General features: G+C 70.1%; 14 protein-coding genes. 6 read left to right on the top strand and 8 right to left on the bottom strand.

Annotated elements, in window-relative coordinates; genetic code table 11:
- The 6 genes from OUY22_RS30190 to OUY22_RS30165 form a co-directional block, all read right to left on the bottom strand.
- A partial coding sequence (locus OUY22_RS30190) for a succinate dehydrogenase/fumarate reductase iron-sulfur subunit (protein ID WP_270158602.1) occupies positions 1-724 on the bottom strand: 724 nt, incomplete at its 3' end.
- Entirely contained in the window at positions 721-2,619 is a 1,899-nt protein-coding gene (locus OUY22_RS30185) for a fumarate reductase/succinate dehydrogenase flavoprotein subunit (protein WP_456299857.1), read from the bottom strand. The genes OUY22_RS30185 and OUY22_RS30190, both read right to left, overlap by 4 nt.
- Before the next feature lie 12 nt (positions 2,620-2,631).
- Complete coding sequence (locus tag OUY22_RS30180; RefSeq protein ID WP_270158601.1) at positions 2,632-3,420, bottom strand: hypothetical protein; 789 nt, start codon at positions 3,418-3,420, stop codon at positions 2,632-2,634.
- A 289-nt stretch (positions 3,421-3,709) separates the two neighbouring features.
- Positions 3,710-4,858, bottom strand: coding sequence for a sensor histidine kinase (locus tag OUY22_RS30175; protein ID WP_270158600.1), 1,149 nt, complete (start codon positions 4,856-4,858; stop codon positions 3,710-3,712).
- On the bottom strand, positions 4,855-5,985 hold the full coding sequence (locus OUY22_RS30170) for a PP2C family protein-serine/threonine phosphatase (protein ID WP_270158599.1): 1,131 nt from the start codon (positions 5,983-5,985) through the stop codon (positions 4,855-4,857). The genes OUY22_RS30175 and OUY22_RS30170 overlap by 4 nt, the downstream gene beginning before the upstream one ends.
- A gap of 33 nt (positions 5,986-6,018) precedes the next feature.
- On the bottom strand, positions 6,019-6,948 hold the full coding sequence (locus OUY22_RS30165) for a LysR family transcriptional regulator (RefSeq protein ID WP_270158598.1): 930 nt from the start codon (positions 6,946-6,948) through the stop codon (positions 6,019-6,021).
- Between the two features lie 135 nt (positions 6,949-7,083).
- Here OUY22_RS30165 and OUY22_RS30160 point away from each other — a divergent pair, with 135 nt between their 5' ends.
- From OUY22_RS30160 to OUY22_RS30135, 6 genes are all read left to right on the top strand, one after another.
- On the top strand, positions 7,084-7,839 hold the full coding sequence (locus OUY22_RS30160) for a succinate dehydrogenase cytochrome b subunit (protein ID WP_270158597.1): 756 nt from the start codon (positions 7,084-7,086) through the stop codon (positions 7,837-7,839).
- Positions 7,836-9,761, top strand: coding sequence for a fumarate reductase/succinate dehydrogenase flavoprotein subunit (locus OUY22_RS30155; RefSeq protein WP_270158596.1), 1,926 nt, complete (start codon positions 7,836-7,838; stop codon positions 9,759-9,761). The genes OUY22_RS30160 and OUY22_RS30155 overlap by 4 nt, the downstream gene beginning before the upstream one ends.
- Entirely contained in the window at positions 9,758-10,498 is a 741-nt protein-coding gene (locus tag OUY22_RS30150) for a succinate dehydrogenase/fumarate reductase iron-sulfur subunit (RefSeq protein ID WP_270158595.1), read from the top strand. Before OUY22_RS30155 ends, OUY22_RS30150 begins: the two co-directional genes overlap by 4 nt.
- A 92-nt stretch (positions 10,499-10,590) precedes the next feature.
- A complete protein-coding gene (locus tag OUY22_RS30145; RefSeq protein WP_270158594.1) occupies positions 10,591-11,079 on the top strand; it encodes a MarR family winged helix-turn-helix transcriptional regulator in 489 nt (162 codons plus the stop codon).
- Positions 11,080-11,151: 72 nt separating this feature from the next.
- On the top strand, positions 11,152-12,588 hold the full coding sequence (locus tag OUY22_RS30140) for an MFS transporter (protein WP_270158593.1): 1,437 nt from the start codon (positions 11,152-11,154) through the stop codon (positions 12,586-12,588).
- A gap of 37 nt (positions 12,589-12,625) precedes the next feature.
- Positions 12,626-14,098 carry an AAA family ATPase gene (locus tag OUY22_RS30135; protein WP_270158592.1) on the top strand — a complete coding sequence of 491 codons (1,473 nt, stop codon included), beginning with the start codon at positions 12,626-12,628 and terminating at the stop codon, positions 14,096-14,098.
- A 44-nt stretch (positions 14,099-14,142) separates the two neighbouring features.
- Here OUY22_RS30135 and OUY22_RS30130 read toward each other — a convergent pair whose 3' ends face one another.
- Positions 14,143-15,051, bottom strand: a complete 909-nt coding sequence (locus OUY22_RS30130) for an alpha/beta hydrolase family protein (RefSeq protein ID WP_408638225.1) — start codon at positions 15,049-15,051, stop codon at positions 14,143-14,145.
- 87 nt (positions 15,052-15,138) lie between these two features.
- The coding region (locus tag OUY22_RS30125) for a helix-turn-helix transcriptional regulator (protein WP_270158590.1) at positions 15,139-15,549 on the bottom strand (411 nt) is incomplete at its 5' end.

The raw sequence follows: 15,549 nt of genomic DNA, 5'->3' as shown, positions 1-15,549 counted from the left end.
CCAGCCACACCAGCGGGTCGTACTTGCGGTCCACCACGCGCTCCTTCATCGGGATCAGCGCGTTGTCGGTGATCTTGATGTGCTCGGGGCAGACCTCGGTGCAGCACTTGGTGATGTTGCAGTAGCCGAGCCCGTGGTCCTCCTGGGCCGACTCCTTGCGCTCGGCGACGTCGTACGGGTGCATGTCAAGCTCGGCGATCCGCATGAGGAACCGCGGCCCGGAGAAGGCCGGCTTGTTCTCCTCGTGGTCACGGATCACGTGGCAGACGTTGTTGCACATGAAGCACTCGATGCACTTGCGGAACTCCTGGGACCGCTCGACATCGACCTGCTGCATCCGGTACTCGCCGGGCCGCACGTCCTTCGGGGGCGTGAAGGACGGCACCTCCCTGGCCTTCTGGTAGTTGTACGAGACGTCGGTGACCAGGTCCTTGATGACGGGGAAGGTCCGCATCGGGGTGACCGTGATCGTCTCGTCCTCGGCGAAGGTCGACATGCGGGTCATGCAGCCCAGCCGTGGCTTGCCGTTGATCTCCATGGAGCAGGAGCCGCACTTGCCGGCCTTGCAGTTCCAGCGCACGGCCAGGTCGGGGGCCTGGGTGGCCTGGAGGCGGTGGATGATGTCGAGGACGACCTCGCCCTCGTTCACCTCGACGGTGAAGTCTTCGAGCTTCCCCTCGCCGCCCTCACCGCGCCAGACTTTGAACTTCGCCTTGTAGCTCATTTCGCGATCCTGTCGAACTCGTCCATCTCTTCGTCGGTGAGGTACTTGCTGAGCTCGTCGCGGTCGAACAGGCTGATCAGGTCGTCCCGCATCGCGGGCTGCTCCTGCTCCTCGACCACGATGGACCCGCCGTCCTCGGTGGAGCAGACCAGCAGCTTGCGCCGCCACTCCGGCCGCATGCCGGGGTGGTCGTCACGGGTGTGGCCGCCGCGGCTCTCCTCGCGCAGCAGCGCGGCCTTGGCCACGCACTCCGACACGAGGATCATGTTGCGCAGGTCGAGCGCGAGATGCCAGCCCGGGTTGTAGATGCGCGAGCCGCCCGCGCCGACGAGCTGCACCCGCTCCTTGAGCTTCTCCACGACCTGCAGCGCCTCGGAGATCTCCTCCGACTTGCGGATGATGCCGACCAGCTCGTTCATGGTCCGCTGGAGCTCGTGGTGGACCTCGTACGGGTTCTCGCCGGAGCGTTCGAGCGGCGCCATGGCCTCGGCGCGGGCGGAGTCGACCTGCGCCTGGTCGACCTTGGGCCGGGCGGGGAGCGCGTCCACGTAGGCCGCGGCGCCTGCGCCGGCGCGCCGGCCGAAGACCAGCAGGTCCGACAGCGAGTTGCCGCCGAGCCGGTTGGAGCCGTGCATGCCGCCGGACACCTCGCCGGCCGCGAACAGCCCCGGCACGGAGGCGCCGCCGGTGTCGGCGTCGACCTCGACGCCGCCCATGATGTAGTGGCAGGTCGGGCCCACCTGCATGGGCTCGGCGGTGATGTCGACGTCGGCCAGCTCCTTGAACTGGTGGTGCATCGACGGCAGCCGCCGCTTGATCTCCTCGGCCGGCAGGCGGGTGGACACGTCCAGGTAGACGCCGCCCTGGGGTGATCCGCGACCGGCCTTCACCTCGGCGTTGATGGCCCTGGCGACCTCGTCACGGGGCAGCAGCTCCGGAGGCCGGCGGTTGTTGGCCTGGTCGGTGTACCAGCGGTCGGCCTCCTCCTCGGTGGTGGCGTACTTGTCCTTGAACACCTCGGGGATGTACTTGAACATGAAGCGCTCGCCCTCGGAGTTGCGCAGCACGCCGCCGTCGCCGCGCACCGACTCGGTGACGAGGATGCCGCGCACCGACGGCGGCCAGACCATCCCGGTGGGGTGGAACTGGATGAACTCCATGTTGATGAGGCTCGCCCCGGCCAGCAGGGCCAGCGCGTGCCCGTCACCGGTGTACTCCCAGGAGTTCGAGGTGACCACGTACGACTTGCCGATGCCGCCGGTGGCCAGCACCACGGCGGGCGCGTCGAAGAGCACGAAGCTGCCGGTCTCGCGCCAGTAGCCGAACGCCCCGGAGATCCGGTCGCCGTCCTTGAGCAGGCGCGTCACCGTGCATTCCTGGAAGACCTTGATGTAGGCCTCGTAGTCGCCGTGCTGCTCGTAGTCCTCCTGCTGGAGCGCCACCACGCGCTGCTGGAGGGTGCGGATCATCTCCAGGCCGGTGCGGTCGCCGACGTGGGCCAGCCGGGGGTACTCGTGGCCGCCGAAGTTGCGCTGGCTGATCTTGCCATCCTTGGTGCGGTCGAACAGCGCTCCCCAGGCCTCCAGCTCCCAGACCCGGTCCGGCGCCTCCTTCGCGTGCAGCTCGGCCATCCGCCAGTTGTTGAGGAACTTGCCGCCCCGCATGGTGTCGCGGAAGTGCACCATCCAGTTGTCGTCGGGGTTGACGTTGCCCATGGCGGCCGCGGCCCCGCCCTCGGCCATGACGGTGTGGGCCTTGCCGAACAGCGACTTGCACACGATGGCCGTGCGCTTGCCCTGCTGGCGGGCCTCGATGGCGGCACGCAGGCCGGCGCCTCCCGCGCCGATGACGACGACGTCGTACTCGTGACGCTCGATGTTGATCGAGTTATCCACTTGAAGTGATCCTTACGCGAACGGGAAGGCGATGATGCCCTTGGCCACCAGGCGGACGTAGAGGTCGGCGCCCATGACGGAGAACATCGAGGCCCACGCCCACTGCTGGTGCTTGGCGTTGAGCTTGGAGACGAAGGTCCAGGCCCGGTAGCGGAGCGGGTGCCGGGAGAAGTGGTTGAGCCGGCCCGCGGTGATGTGACGGCAGGAGTGGCAGCCGAGCGTGTAGCCGAGGATGAGCACGGCGTTGAGCATCAGGATCCAGCTGCCGAGGCCGAGCGGCTTGTGCACCAGGGCGATCACCGCGTCGTAGGTGAGGATGGCGCCGATCAGGAGCGCGAAGTAGAAGAAGTAGCGGTGCACGTTCTGGATGATCAGCGGGAACCGCGTCTCACCGGTGTACTTCCCGTGCGGCTCCTGCACCGCGCACGCCGCCGGCGACAGCCAGAACGAGCGGTAGTAGGACTTGCGGTAGTAGTAGCACGTCAGCCGGAACCCGCCGGGCAGGCCGAGGATCAACAGCCCCGGCGGCAGCGCGTACCAGTCGCCTACGGGGGCCCACCCGAACAGCCGCGCGCCTTCACAGACGTCCTGCGTGGTCAGACAGGGTGCGGCGAAGGGGGCGATATACGGTTCGACGAAGTTGCTCGTGTCGAGGATCGCCCACACACCGTAGATCAGAAATGAGCTGAGCCCGAGGAACACGACAAGCGGGCTGAGCCACCACCGGTCGGTGCGCAGGGTGCGCACCGTGACCTGGGCCCGCTGCCTTCTCGCTGGGGTTTCGGGCGTCGTCTGGGTCATCGCGGACCTCTCCACCTCCCGCGGACCCCGCACGCCTGGGGGTCCGGGTCGTTCTTCTAGGCGCGTTCGGCGGCGGCAATGCCGCTCGGGCGCGCAGTTGGTGTGGCATACGTTACGACGAGCGCATCGGGATTTGTGAGGACGGTCACTCACTTTCTCCTGCTCACGCTGTGATTCCTGTCACGTAGCCCGTCAGGGGCGCCGTACCTGGTAAGGGAACCGCGTCACAGTCACGAAAAAGTTACCGATTTGACGGGCAACTCTTATGAGTTGCCCAATATGTGGGGCTTTATGAGTGCGCGGCGTCGTCGGCCGCGGGCAGGGTCCAGCGGAAGGTGGCGCCGCGCCCGCCGGAGCCGCCGTCGAGCCAGAGCCGGCCGCCGTGGTAATCGACGATCTTGCGGCAGAGGGCCAGGCCGATGCCGGTGCCGGGGTAGACGTCGCGCGGGTGCAGGCGCTGGAAGATCAGGAAGATGCGGTCGGCGTGCCGGGGGTCGACCCCGATGCCGTTGTCGGCGCAGCTGAACTCCCACATGCCGTCGCGTTCGACCGCCTCGATCCGGACCCGCGGCGGCTCGTCGCCACGGAACTTGATCGCGTTCTCGACCAGATTCTGGAAGAGCTGGGTGAGCAGCAGCGGGCTGCCCACGACCCGGGGCAGCGGGCCGGTGGTGACGGTGGCGCCGGTGTCCTCGACCGCCGATGAGAGGTTCTCCAGCGCCGCCCGCACCGCCGTGCCGCTGTCCATCGGCGTTCGCTCGCCGCCGATCCGGCCCACGCGGGAGAAGCCGAGCAGGTCGTCGATGAGCAACTGCATGCGCTTGGCGCCGTCGACCGCGAAGTGGATGTACTGCCTGGCCCGGTCGTCCAGCTCGTCCCCGTACCGCTGCTCCAGCATCTGGGTGAAGCTGGCCACCTTGCGCAGCGGCTCCTGCAGGTCGTGACTGGCCACGTACGCGAACTGCTCCAGTTCGGCGTTGGAGCGGCGCAGCTCGTCGGCCTGCTCGGTGGCGGTGCGCCAGCCGGACAGGATGCGTCTGCGCATCGAGTCGATGTGGCTCGACAGCTCCGCCAGCTCGGCGGGCCGCTCCACCCCGAGCCGGTGGTCGAAGTCGCCGCCCGCGACCGTGCGGACCTGCTCGGTCAGCCGGGCGAGAGGGTCGAGCACGGTGAAGCGCACGATGAACGCCAGCGCCACGCCCGCGGCCAGGATCACCACGAACAGCACCACGAGCGCGATGTTGAGCCGGTCGACCCGGGCGGCCAGCTCCGGCTCGTGGCCCAGCTCGCGCACCTGGGTGATCATCAGCATGATGAGCACCACGCCGGCCAGGAACGTCACGGCGGTGGCCGCGCCGGCGAAGACGAACCAGCGCGCGATCGGCACCCTGCCCATGCCGGTCGGCGGCCTGGCGGGGGGCAACGGATGGATGCTCACGTCCCGCCCCTGCTGACGACCACGGCCGCCAGGTCGTCGGTGAGGGTCCCGACCTCGCCGATGAGCCGGTCGACGTCGATGACGCCGTGCTGCCGGACCAGCCCGAGCAGCCCGTCCACGCCGAGCAGCCCTTCGCCGACGGCGGCCTCGATCAGCCCGTCGGTGTAGAGCATCATGGACCAGCGTTCGCCCAGCGGCACGTTCAGCTCGGTCCAGCGGACGTCCGGGAAGATGCCGAGAGGAGGGCCGGACGGCGCGCCCGGCACCACCCCGACGACGCCGTCGCGGACCACCACCGGGGGCGGGTGGCCGACCACCCGCATCCGGGCGTGGGACAGGTCGGGCGTGATCGTGACCGCGCAGAGCGTGGTGAAGATCTCCGGCGACTTGCGCTCGGCCCGCAGCAGCGTGTCGAGCGTCCGCAGGAGCGGGTCGCCGGTCTGCCCGGCCAGGACGAGCGTGCGCCAGGCGATGCGCAGCGCCACGCCGAGCGCGGCCTCGTCGGGGCCGTGGCCGCACACGTCGCCGACGACCACGTGGACCGAGCCGTCGGGCGTCTGCACCGTGTCGAGGAAGTCGCCGGCCAGCCGCTGTCCCTGCGAGCCGGGCAGGTAACGAGTGGTGTGGCGCAGCTCGTGGGTGCGCAGGAGCGGCACGGGGAGCAGGCCGGTCTCCAGGCGGGCGTTCTCCTTGGCGGTCAGCTCGGCCTCGACCAGGCGGCGCTGGGCCAGGTCGGCGCGCTTGCGCTCCATGGCGTAGCGGATCGCCCTGGCCAGCAGGCGCGCGTCGACGTCCTGTTTGACCAGGTAGTCCTGGGCCCCGGCCTGCACCGCCGCGACGCCGACGTGGACGTCGCGCAGCCCGGTCAGCACCAGCACCGCGGCGTCGCTGGCGAGCTCCAGGACCTCCTTGAGCGCCTCCAGGCCGCTCGCGTCGGGGAGCGACAGGTCGACCAGCACGCACTGGACGCTCGGGCCGAGCTTGGCCTTCGCCTCCCCGAGGGTGCGCACCCAGGTGATCCGGGGTGGCGCCTCGGCCTCTTTGAGCAGCTCCTCCACGAGGAACGCGTCTCCTGCGTCGTCCTCGATGAGGAGCAGGGTCAGCGTCTCGTTCAACGTCGCCGTCACGCACACCCTTCCGAAGATCCAGGGCCTGTGCGCTCATTCTGCGATGAGTTCGACCCCTTGTGGAAGGGTGCCTTCCTGACCGGCTTCGATCACGTAGGACAGAAGGGTCGCCCGGAACGCCTGCGCGGCCCTGGTCGGCTCCACGTCCTTGCGGTGCGCCAGCGCGATCGTCCGGCTGAGTCCCGGCGGCGCCAGCGGCGTGCCGGCCAGCCCCGGCCGCCCGTCCAGCGCCATCGACGGCACCACGGCCACGCCCAGCCCCGCCTCCACGAACCGCAGCACCGCGTCCATCTCGCCACCCTGGACGGCGAACCTCGGCTCGAACCCGGCCTGCCGGCACGCCGTCAGCGTCGCGTCCCGCAGGTCGTAGCCGGACCGGAACATCACCAGCGGCCTGCCCCGCAGCTCGTCGATCCGCAGGTACGGCCTGCGCGGCCGTTCGGCGACGGGCGAGGCCACGACCAGGTTCTCGCGCAGGATCTCCTCGGTCACCAGCGACGGGTCGTCGTGCTGCAGCGGCATGATGATCAGCGACAGGTCGAGCTGGCCGCGCGCCAGCGCCCGCACCAGGTCGCGGGAGCCGCCCTCCTCGACCAGCAGGCCGATCCCGGGGTACGAGTGATGGAAGCGGGCCAGCGCGTCGGCCATGAGCCCCGCGCACAGCGAGGGGGTGGCGCCCAGCCGCACCCTGCCCCGGCGCAGCCCGGCCAGCTCGGCGACCTCCTGCCTGGCGGTGTCGGCGTCGGCCAGCATCCGCCGGGCCAGCGGCAGCAGCGCCTCCCCGGCCGGGGTGAGCGTGACGTTGCCACGCGCCCGGGAGAACAGCGGCGCGCCCAGCTCGTTCTCCAGCGCCTTGATCTGCTTGCTGAGCGAGGGCTGGGCGACCCGCATCCGCTCGGCCGCGTGGGTGAAGTGCCTGGTCTCGGCCACTGTCACGAAGTACGCCAACTGCTGGAACTGCATGTGATTTTCCTCGCAACCGGCCTGCCCGGTGAACGCGCCTCGCCCGTACAAACCAGACATCATAGCCGCTGGCTATCGAAACCAGACCTCTCATGACTTGGACGGATCATCGCAGGTTACCTAGCGTCGATGAACGTGACAGCCACGATAGAACGCGGCGCCGCGACCGCGCCCGTCAACCCCCCCGAGGGCGAGAAGCTCAGAGCCAGGCGTCCCGGCGGATTCCTGACCTCGTCGAACGGCAAGAAAGCCATCATGGCCGTCACGGGCGCGGTGATGGTGATCTTCCTCATCACCCACATGCTCGGCAACCTCAAGATCTTCGCCGGCCGCGAGTCCTTCAACGACTACGCGCACGCCCTGCGCACCCTCCTGGAGCCGATGGCGCCGTACCGGGCCCTGCTCACCATCCTGGAGGTCGTCCTGGTCGTCTCGGTGGTCCTGCACATGTGGGCGGCGATCTCGCTGTCCCGCCGCGCCGCCGCGGCCCGCCCGGTGAAGTACGCGGCCAGGAGGAAGTCGCAGGCCAACGGGTACGCGACGCACATCATGCGGTTCGGCGGCATCACGATCGCCCTCTTCGTGGTCTGGCACCTGCTCGACCTGACCTTCGGCGTGGTGAACCCGAAGGGCTTCGACTCCACCCCGGCCGACCGCATGATCGCCGGGTTCGACCCGTCCCGGTGGTACGTGACGCTCCTGTACGTCGTCGCGGTCGCCCTGGTCGGCCTGCACCTGCGGCACGGCATCTGGAGCGCCTTCCAGACGCTCGGCGTGGCCAACCGCGACAGGAACAAGGCGCTGCGCCCGGTCGCGGCGCTGGTGTCCGCCGCCCTGGTCGTCGGCTTCCTCGCGCCGCCGCTCGCCATCACGTTCGGAGTGGTCCAGTGAACTTCGTCGAAGGCGCGGAGATCCGCGACACCAAGGCCCCGGCCGGTCCCATCGAGGAGCGGTGGGAGAAGCGCAAGTTCGGCGCCCGCCTGGTGAACCCGGCCAACAAGCGCAAGCTCGACGTCATCGTGGTCGGCACCGGCCTGGCCGGCGGCTCCGCCGCAGCGACGCTCGGCGAACTCGGCTACAACGTCAAGTCGTTCTGCTACCAGGACTCGCCCCGGCGCGCCCACTCCATCGCCGCCCAGGGCGGCATCAACGCCGCCAAGAACTACCGCGGCGACGGCGACTCCATCTACCGCCTGTTCTACGACACGGTGAAGGGCGGCGACTTCCGCGCCCGCGAGTCGAACGTCTACCGGCTGGCCGAGGTCTCGGTGAACATCATCGACCAGGCCGTGGCCCAGGGCGTGCCGTTCGCCCGCGAGTACGGCGGCCTGCTCGACACCCGCTCGTTCGGCGGCGCCCAGGTGTCGCGGACCTTCTACGCCCGCGGCCAGACGGGCCAGCAGCTCCTGCTCGGCGCCTACCAGGCGCTGGAGCGGCAGATCGCGGCCGGGACCGTGGAGATGTTCACCCGGCACGAGATGCTCGACCTGATCGTCTCCGAGGGCCGGGCGCGCGGCGTCATCGTGCGCGACATGGTGACCGGCGAGATCGAGCGCCACGTCGCCGACGCCGTGGTCCTCGCCACCGGCGGCTACGGCAACGTGTTCTTCCTGTCCACGAACGCCAAGGGCTGCAACACCACCGCCATCTGGCGGGCGCACGAGCGCGGCGCGTACTTCGCCAACCCCTGCTACACGCAGATCCACCCGACCTGCATCCCGGTCTCCGGCGACCACCAGTCGAAGCTCACGCTCATGTCGGAGTCGCTGCGCAACGACGGCCGGGTGTGGGTGCCGCTGCGCAAGAACGACACCCGCGCCCCCGGCGACATCCCGGACGCCGAGCGCGACTACTACCTGGAGCGGATCTACCCCGCCTTCGGCAACCTGGTCCCGCGTGACATCGCCTCCCGCGCCGCCAAGAACGTCTGTGACGAGGGCCGCGGCGTCGGACCCGGCGGCCTGGGCGTCTACCTCGACTTCCGCGACGCCATCCAGCGGCTCGGCCGCGACGCGGTGGAGAAGAAGTACGGCAACCTGTTCGAGATGTACGAGCGCATCACGGGCGAGAACCCGTACGAGGTGCCGATGCGCATCTACCCGGCCGTGCACTACACGATGGGCGGCCTGTGGGTGGACTACGACCTGCAGTCGACGATCCCGGGCCTGTTCGTGATCGGCGAGGCCAACTTCTCCGACCACGGCGCCAACCGGCTCGGCGCGTCCGCGCTGATGCAGGGCCTGGCCGACGGCTACTTCGTGCTGCCCACCACGATCGGCGACTACCTGGCCGACGGGCCGTTCGGGGACGTCGACGAGGAGGCCGTCGCGTCGGCCGAGCTGAAGGTCCGTACCAAGATCGACCGGCTGATGTCGGTCAACGGCACCCGCACCCCCGACTCCTTCCACCGCGAGCTGGGCAAGCTCATGTGGGACTACTGCGGCATGGAGCGCACCGAGGAGTCGCTGCGCAAGGCCCTGGAGCGCATCCCCGAGCTGCGTCAGGAGTTCTGGGAGAACGTCAAGGTCACCGGCACCGCGGAGGAGCTGAACCAGGTGCTGGAGAAGGCCGGCCGGGTGGCCGACTTCTTCGACCTGGCCGAGCTCATGTGCCTGGACGCCCTGGTGCGCACCGAGTCGTGCGGCGGCCACTTCCGGGCCGAGTCGCAGGACTCCGACGGCGAGGCGCTGCGCGACGACGACAACTTCGCCCATGTCTCGGCGTGGGAGTACTCGCCCGACGGCCCGCCGGCGCTGCACAAGGAGCAGCTCGAGTACGAGTACGTCAAGATGAGCCAGCGGAGCTACAAGTGAACCTCACCCTGAAGGTCTGGCGTCAGAGCGGCCGCAAGGACCGCGGACGCATGGTGACGTACCGGGTGGAGGATGTCTCGCCCGATATGTCCTTCCTGGAGATGCTGGATGTGCTGAACGAGCGGCTCATCCTCGAAGGCGACGACCCGATCGCCTTCGACCACGACTGCCGTGAGGGCATCTGCGGCATGTGCGGCATGGTCATCAACGGCGTCGCGCACGGCGAGCAGGTGGCCACCACCACCTGCCAGCTGCACATGCGCCACTTCGAGGACGGCGCCACCATCACCATCGAGCCGTGGCGGGCCGCGCCGTTCCCGGTGATCAAGGACCTGGTCGTCGACCGGAGCGCCTTCGACCGCATCATCCAGGCGGGCGGGTTCGTCTCCGTCCCCGCCGGCTCCGCCCCGGACGCGCACAGCGTGCCCGTCCGCAAGGAGGACGCCGACGCCGCCTTCGACGCCGCCACCTGCATCGGCTGCGGCGCGTGCGTCGCGGCCTGCCCCAACGGGTCGGCGTCGCTCTTCACCGCCGCGAAGATCACTCACCTGAGCCTGCTCCCGCAGGGCCAGCCCGAGCGCCTGACCCGGGCCAAGGCCATGGTGGACCAGATGGACGCCGAGGGCTTCGGCGGCTGCACGAACACCGGTGAGTGCACGGCCGTCTGCCCGAAGGGCATCCCGCTGGACACGATCGCCCGGATGAACAGCGACTACCTCAAGGCCAACGCCAAGTAGCCGAGACCGGAGAGAGGCCCGTGCGGGGGACGCGCGGGCCTCTCTTGCTCAGCGGATAATCCGGATCGGGACGATTGAGTAGGCTTGACGGCATGACCGCCATGGCGCCAGGCCGTTCCGAGCCCGACCTGTCGTACCTGCTCGACCACAGCAGTCACGTGCTGCGCACGAAGATGGCGGCCGCCCTGGCCGAGATCGGCCTGACCCCGCGCATGCACTGCGTGCTCGTCCACGCCCTGGAGGAGGAGCGCACGCAGATCCAGCTCGCCGAGCTCGGCGACATGGACAAGACGACCATGGTGGTCACCGTGGACGCCCTGGAGAAGGCCGGCCTGGCGGAGCGCCGCCCCTCCAGCGCCGACCGGCGGGCGCGCATCGTCGCGGTCACCGAGAAGGGCGCCGAGGCCGCCCGGCGCAGTCAGCGGATCGTCGACGGCGTGCACCGCGACGCGCTGGCCGCCCTGCCGGAGGCGGAGCGGGAGATGCTGCTCTCGGCGATGACGCGGCTGGTCGAGGGCCATCTGTCCACCCCGGAGGAGGTCGCGCCGGGGGCGCGCCGGGCCCGGCAGGCACAGAAATAGATCCGTTAAGGATCGTCTACAACAAAACTATCTGTTAAGGTCCCTCCTGTCCTCATCTGAACAGGAGGGGCCATGTCGCCCACCCCATCACGCACGCTCGCCCTGATCGTCCTGTCCGCGGCGAGCCTGATGACCATCCTCGACGGCAGCATCGTCACCGTCGCGATGCCGGCCATCCAGCACGACCTCGGCTTCACGCCCGCCGCGCTGAGCTGGACCGTCAACGCCTACCTGCTCCCCTTCGGCGGCTTACTGCTCCTCGCCGGGCGGCTGGGCGACCTGATCGGCCGGCGGACCATGTTCCTGGCCGGCAACGCGCTCTTCACCCTCGCCTCGCTCCTCGCCGGACTGTCCGCCACGCCCGCCATGCTGATCGCCGCCCGCTTCCTGCAGGGCGTGGGCAGCGCGATGGCCTCGGCCGTGGTCCTCGGCATCCTGGTGACGCTGTTCACCGAGCCGGGCGAGCGGGCCAGGGCGATCGGCGTGTTCAGCTTCACCGGCGCCGTCGGCGCCTCACTCGGCCAGGTGCTCGGCGGCGTCCTCACCGACGCGCTCTCCTGGCACTGGATCTTCTTCATCAACCTCCCGATCGGGCTGGTCAGCGTCGCCCTGGCCGTCCGCGTGCTGCCCGCCGACCGCGGCACCGGGCTCGCGGCGGGCGCCGACGCGCTCGGCGCCGCGCTGGTCACCGGCGGCCTGATGCTGGGCATCTACACCGTCGTCAAGGTCGAGGAGTACGGCTGGGCGGCGGCCCACACGCTGGGCCTGGGCGCGCTGTCGCTGGCCCTGCTGGCCGGCTTCTTCGCCCGGCAGGCCACGGCCCGCACCCCGCTCATGCCGCTGCGCGTCCTGCGCTCCCGCAACGTGTCCGGCGCCAACCTGGCCCAGATGCTCGGCCTGTCGGCGATGTTCGCCTTCCAGATCCTCGTCGCGCTCTACATGCAGAAGGTGCTGGGCTACAGCGCGCTGGAGACCGGCCTGGCCATGCTGCCGGCGGCGGTCGCCATCGGCGGGATCTCGCTGTTCCTGTCCGCCCGGCTCAACGCCCGGTTCGGGGCGCGGGCCGTGCTCGTCGCCGGCCTGGTCCTGCTGATGGCCGCGATGGGCTGGCTCACCCGGGTGCCGGTCCAGGCGTCGTACGTCACCGACCTGCTGCCGGTCATGCTGCTGATCGCCGGAGGCGGGCTGGTGCTGCCCGCCCTGGCCACGCTGGGCATGTCCGCGGCCAGGCCCGACGACGCGGGGCTCGTCTCGGGCCTGTTCAACACCACCCAGCAGATCGGCATGGCGCTGGGCGTGGCCGTGCTGTCCACGATGGCGGCGTCCCGTACCGGAGACCTGCTGGTCCGGGGCGTGACGGACGCGGCGGCGCTCACGGGCGGCTACCGGCTGGCGTTCGGCATCGCCGCGGCCCTGCTGCTGTCGGCGCTGGTGGTCGCGGTGACCGTCCTCCGCTCGCCCGCCCCGGCCGCCGACCGGCCCGCCCCGGCCGAGGCGCTAAACAAATGAGTGCTGGAACTATAATAGTTGTAGCTATAATAACTTGATGAGCATCAGTAAGCCGGAGCGCCTGTTCGGGCGAGAGTCCGAATGGGAGGAACTGGCAGAGTTCGCCACGTCTCCAACCCCGGGGGCAACGCTGGGGCTGGTCTACGGGCGCAGGCGGCAGGGTAAGACGCTCATGCTGGAGCTGCTGGCACGCGAGACCGGTGGCCTGCTGTTCGCCGCCACCCAGCAGACCGAGGCGCAGAACCTCGCCGACCTCGGCGCCGCCTACGCGGCCTACCGCGGGCTCCGGCAACCCGTCGTCTTCTCCGACTGGCGTCAGGCGCTCGCCGAGCTGCTGCGCCTTGGAGAGGAACGGGCCGTGCCCGTGATCGTCGACGAGTTTCCCTATCTGGTCTCCACGACGCCCGCGCTGCCCTCGTACCTTCAGCAGGCACTGAGCCCGCTCAGCCATGCCAAGGAGCACACGCGCACGCGACTGATCCTGTGCGGCAGCGCGCTCACCACGATGGCACAGTTGCTCGGCGGGGGCGCTCCGCTGCGCGGGCGGGCCGTGCTCGAACTGGTGGTGCGGCCCTTCGGATACCGCGAGGCTTCCTCCTTCTGGGGGCTGGACCACGATCCGGAGCTGGCGTTCCGGGTGCATGCTCTCGTCGGAGGCACTCCCGCGTACCTGGAGATGTGCGGCGGGTCGGGGCCCGACGATCCTGCGGGATTCGACCGGTGGGTGGCGCGCCGGCTGCTGAATCCCGCGTCCGCCATGTTCCGTGAAGGAGGATTGCTCCTCAGAGAGGAGCCGTCCATCTCCGATCCGACGTCGTACGCGGCCACCCTGACCGCCATCAGTGCCGGAGGCCACCGTCGTTCGGAGATCGCCGCCGCACTCGGCCGCCCGGCGCCGGCCATCGCCCATCTGCTCACCGGGCTGACTGATATCGGGCTGGTCGAGCAGGCCGACGATGCTCTGCGGGACAAACGCAGCGTGTTCCGCATCGCCGAGCCGGTCGTCCGGCTGCACCAGCTGATCACTCAGCGGCACGAGCCCGAGCTGGTGATCGGCCAGGCCGAGCGAGTCTGGCGGACGAACGCGGACACCGTCAACGCGAAGATCTACGGCCCGCACTTCGAGGAACTGGCGCGGCAGTGGTGCTTGCGCCACGCCTCGCCGGAGACACTCGGCGGCACCGCTTCGACCGTCCGCGCCACTGAGCTTCCCTGCAGACAGCATCGCCATGGGCACGAGATCGACGTCGTGGTCACCGCCCGCGACCCGTTCGCCGTCGCCCGGATCGTCGCCATCGGCGAGGCCAAGGGCACTCAGGCGCCCGTGGACGTGCCGGCGCTCCAGCGACTGGAACACCTGCGCGCGCTGCTGCCGGACGACAGGGTCGACGCACCGCCCAGGCTCCTGCTGTTCGCCCGGTCCGGCTTCACCGACGGCCTGCTCGACGCCGTGCGTGGCAGGAAGGACGTCGAGCTGGTCGACCTGGGGCGGTTGTACGCGGGCGAGTAGCGGCCTCCCGCCGCGAGGGAGGGAGGCCGCCGGAGACGCGGGGGTCAGCTGTGCGGGCAGGTGTCGCGGTACTCCTCGATCGCGCTGCTCCGGGGGGCCGGGCAGAGGAAGGGCTCATAGCGGAGGTCGTCGTCCACGAACCGCTTCAGCCAGGACACCATGGACTTGGCCATCGTGGTGTTCGTGGTCTGCGGGAAGAAGTGGCTGGCGCCGTTCAGCTCCAGGTACGCCTTCTCCGACGAGGCCGGGATGCTCTCGTAGAACGGCTGGGAGTGGGTGCCGACCGGGGCGATCGAGTCGGTCTCACCACCGATGATCATCGTGGGGACGCGGATGCCGGACCAGTTCTTGGTCAGGTTCCACGGGGCGAGCGGGACGGCGGCCTGCAGGCTGGGCCGGTCGTCGGCGGCTTCGAGGCTGCCGCCGCCGCCCATCGAGTGGCCCGCCACCGCCAGCCGCGACGGGTCGATGCGGCCGCGCACGGCGGACGGGCTGTCCTCCACCAGCCAGTCGAGCGCGGCCAGGAGCTGGCGGCCACGGCTGTCCGGCTGGTCGTAGCGGGTGTTCGTCTCGATGCCGATGACCACGAATCCGTGCGAGGCGATCCGCGGGCCGAGCCACGACAGGGTGGACCAGGAGGCGGTGTAACCGGGCGAGATGGCGATCGCGCCGAACGTGCCCTGGCTGGTGTCGTTCGGGTAGTAGACGCGGCCGCCGCCGAACCCGCTCACCAAGGAGGACACCGACTGCTCGGAGGTGCTGAACGGGCCGCGGCTCGCCTCCAGGAGGGAGTCCGTCGGGTTCGGGCCGCGCTCGTACGGACCCGCGGCCTGCGCGGGCTGGGCCAGCGTGAGGGCGCCGCAGGCCAGAGCGGCGGCCACGGCGATTCTGGCGATCGCGTTACGGGGATGCACGTCGGCGACTCCATCTGTGGGGGGTGCGAACGCCGCCATTGTTGGACCGGGCGGCCCGTCCCCGCATCGCGTGAATCGCCGGTGTCAGCACAAGCCGGCACGGGCCGGTGTGAGACAGCGCCGGTGTCAGAACAGCTTGCGCGCCAGCTCCACCCGCGAGCGCACGCCCAGCCTGGCGAACACGTTGCGCAGGTGATGGTCGACGGTGCGCGGGCTGAGGAAGAGCTGGGCGGCCACCTCCCGGTTCGTCGCGCCCTCCGCCACCAGCCGCGCGATGCGCAACTGCTGGGCCGTCAGCTGCTGCTCGGGACCGCCGCCCGGCCCCGGCCGGGTCACGGTCTCACCTGCGGCGCGCAGCTCGGCGCGGGCCCGTTCGCTCCACAGCCGCGCCTCCAGGCGTTCGAACGTCTCCAGCGCCCCGTGCAGGTGCTCCCGCGCCGCGCCGGGCCGCCGCTCCCTGCGCAGCGCGGCCCCGTACAGGAGCTGGGTGCGCGCCGTCTCGAACCGGCAGGCGCCCTGCCGGTGCAGCTCCAGAGC

The sequence above is a fragment of the Nonomuraea corallina genome, from assembly GCF_027620315.1.
GTDB classification, from domain to species: Bacteria; Actinomycetota; Actinomycetes; order Streptosporangiales; family Streptosporangiaceae; genus Nonomuraea; species Nonomuraea corallina.
This window is presented reverse-complemented; position numbering and strand designations above follow the sequence as displayed.

Excerpts from the sequence above, each read along its gene's own strand:
- OUY22_RS30140 (WP_270158593.1), top strand. The coding sequence starts at position 11,152 with ATGTCGCCCACCCCATCACGCACGCTCGCCCTGATCGTCCTGTCCGCG.
- OUY22_RS30180 (WP_270158601.1), bottom strand. The coding sequence starts at position 3,420 with ATGACCCAGACGACGCCCGAAACCCCAGCGAGAAGGCAGCGGGCCCAG.
- OUY22_RS30135 (WP_270158592.1), top strand. The coding sequence starts at position 12,626 with ATGAGCATCAGTAAGCCGGAGCGCCTGTTCGGGCGAGAGTCCGAATGG.
- OUY22_RS30165 (WP_270158598.1), bottom strand. The coding sequence starts at position 6,948 with ATGCAGTTCCAGCAGTTGGCGTACTTCGTGACAGTGGCCGAGACCAGG.
- OUY22_RS30130 (WP_408638225.1), bottom strand. The coding sequence starts at position 15,051 with ATGGCGGCGTTCGCACCCCCCACAGATGGAGTCGCCGACGTGCATCCC.
- OUY22_RS30145 (WP_270158594.1), top strand. The coding sequence starts at position 10,591 with ATGACCGCCATGGCGCCAGGCCGTTCCGAGCCCGACCTGTCGTACCTG.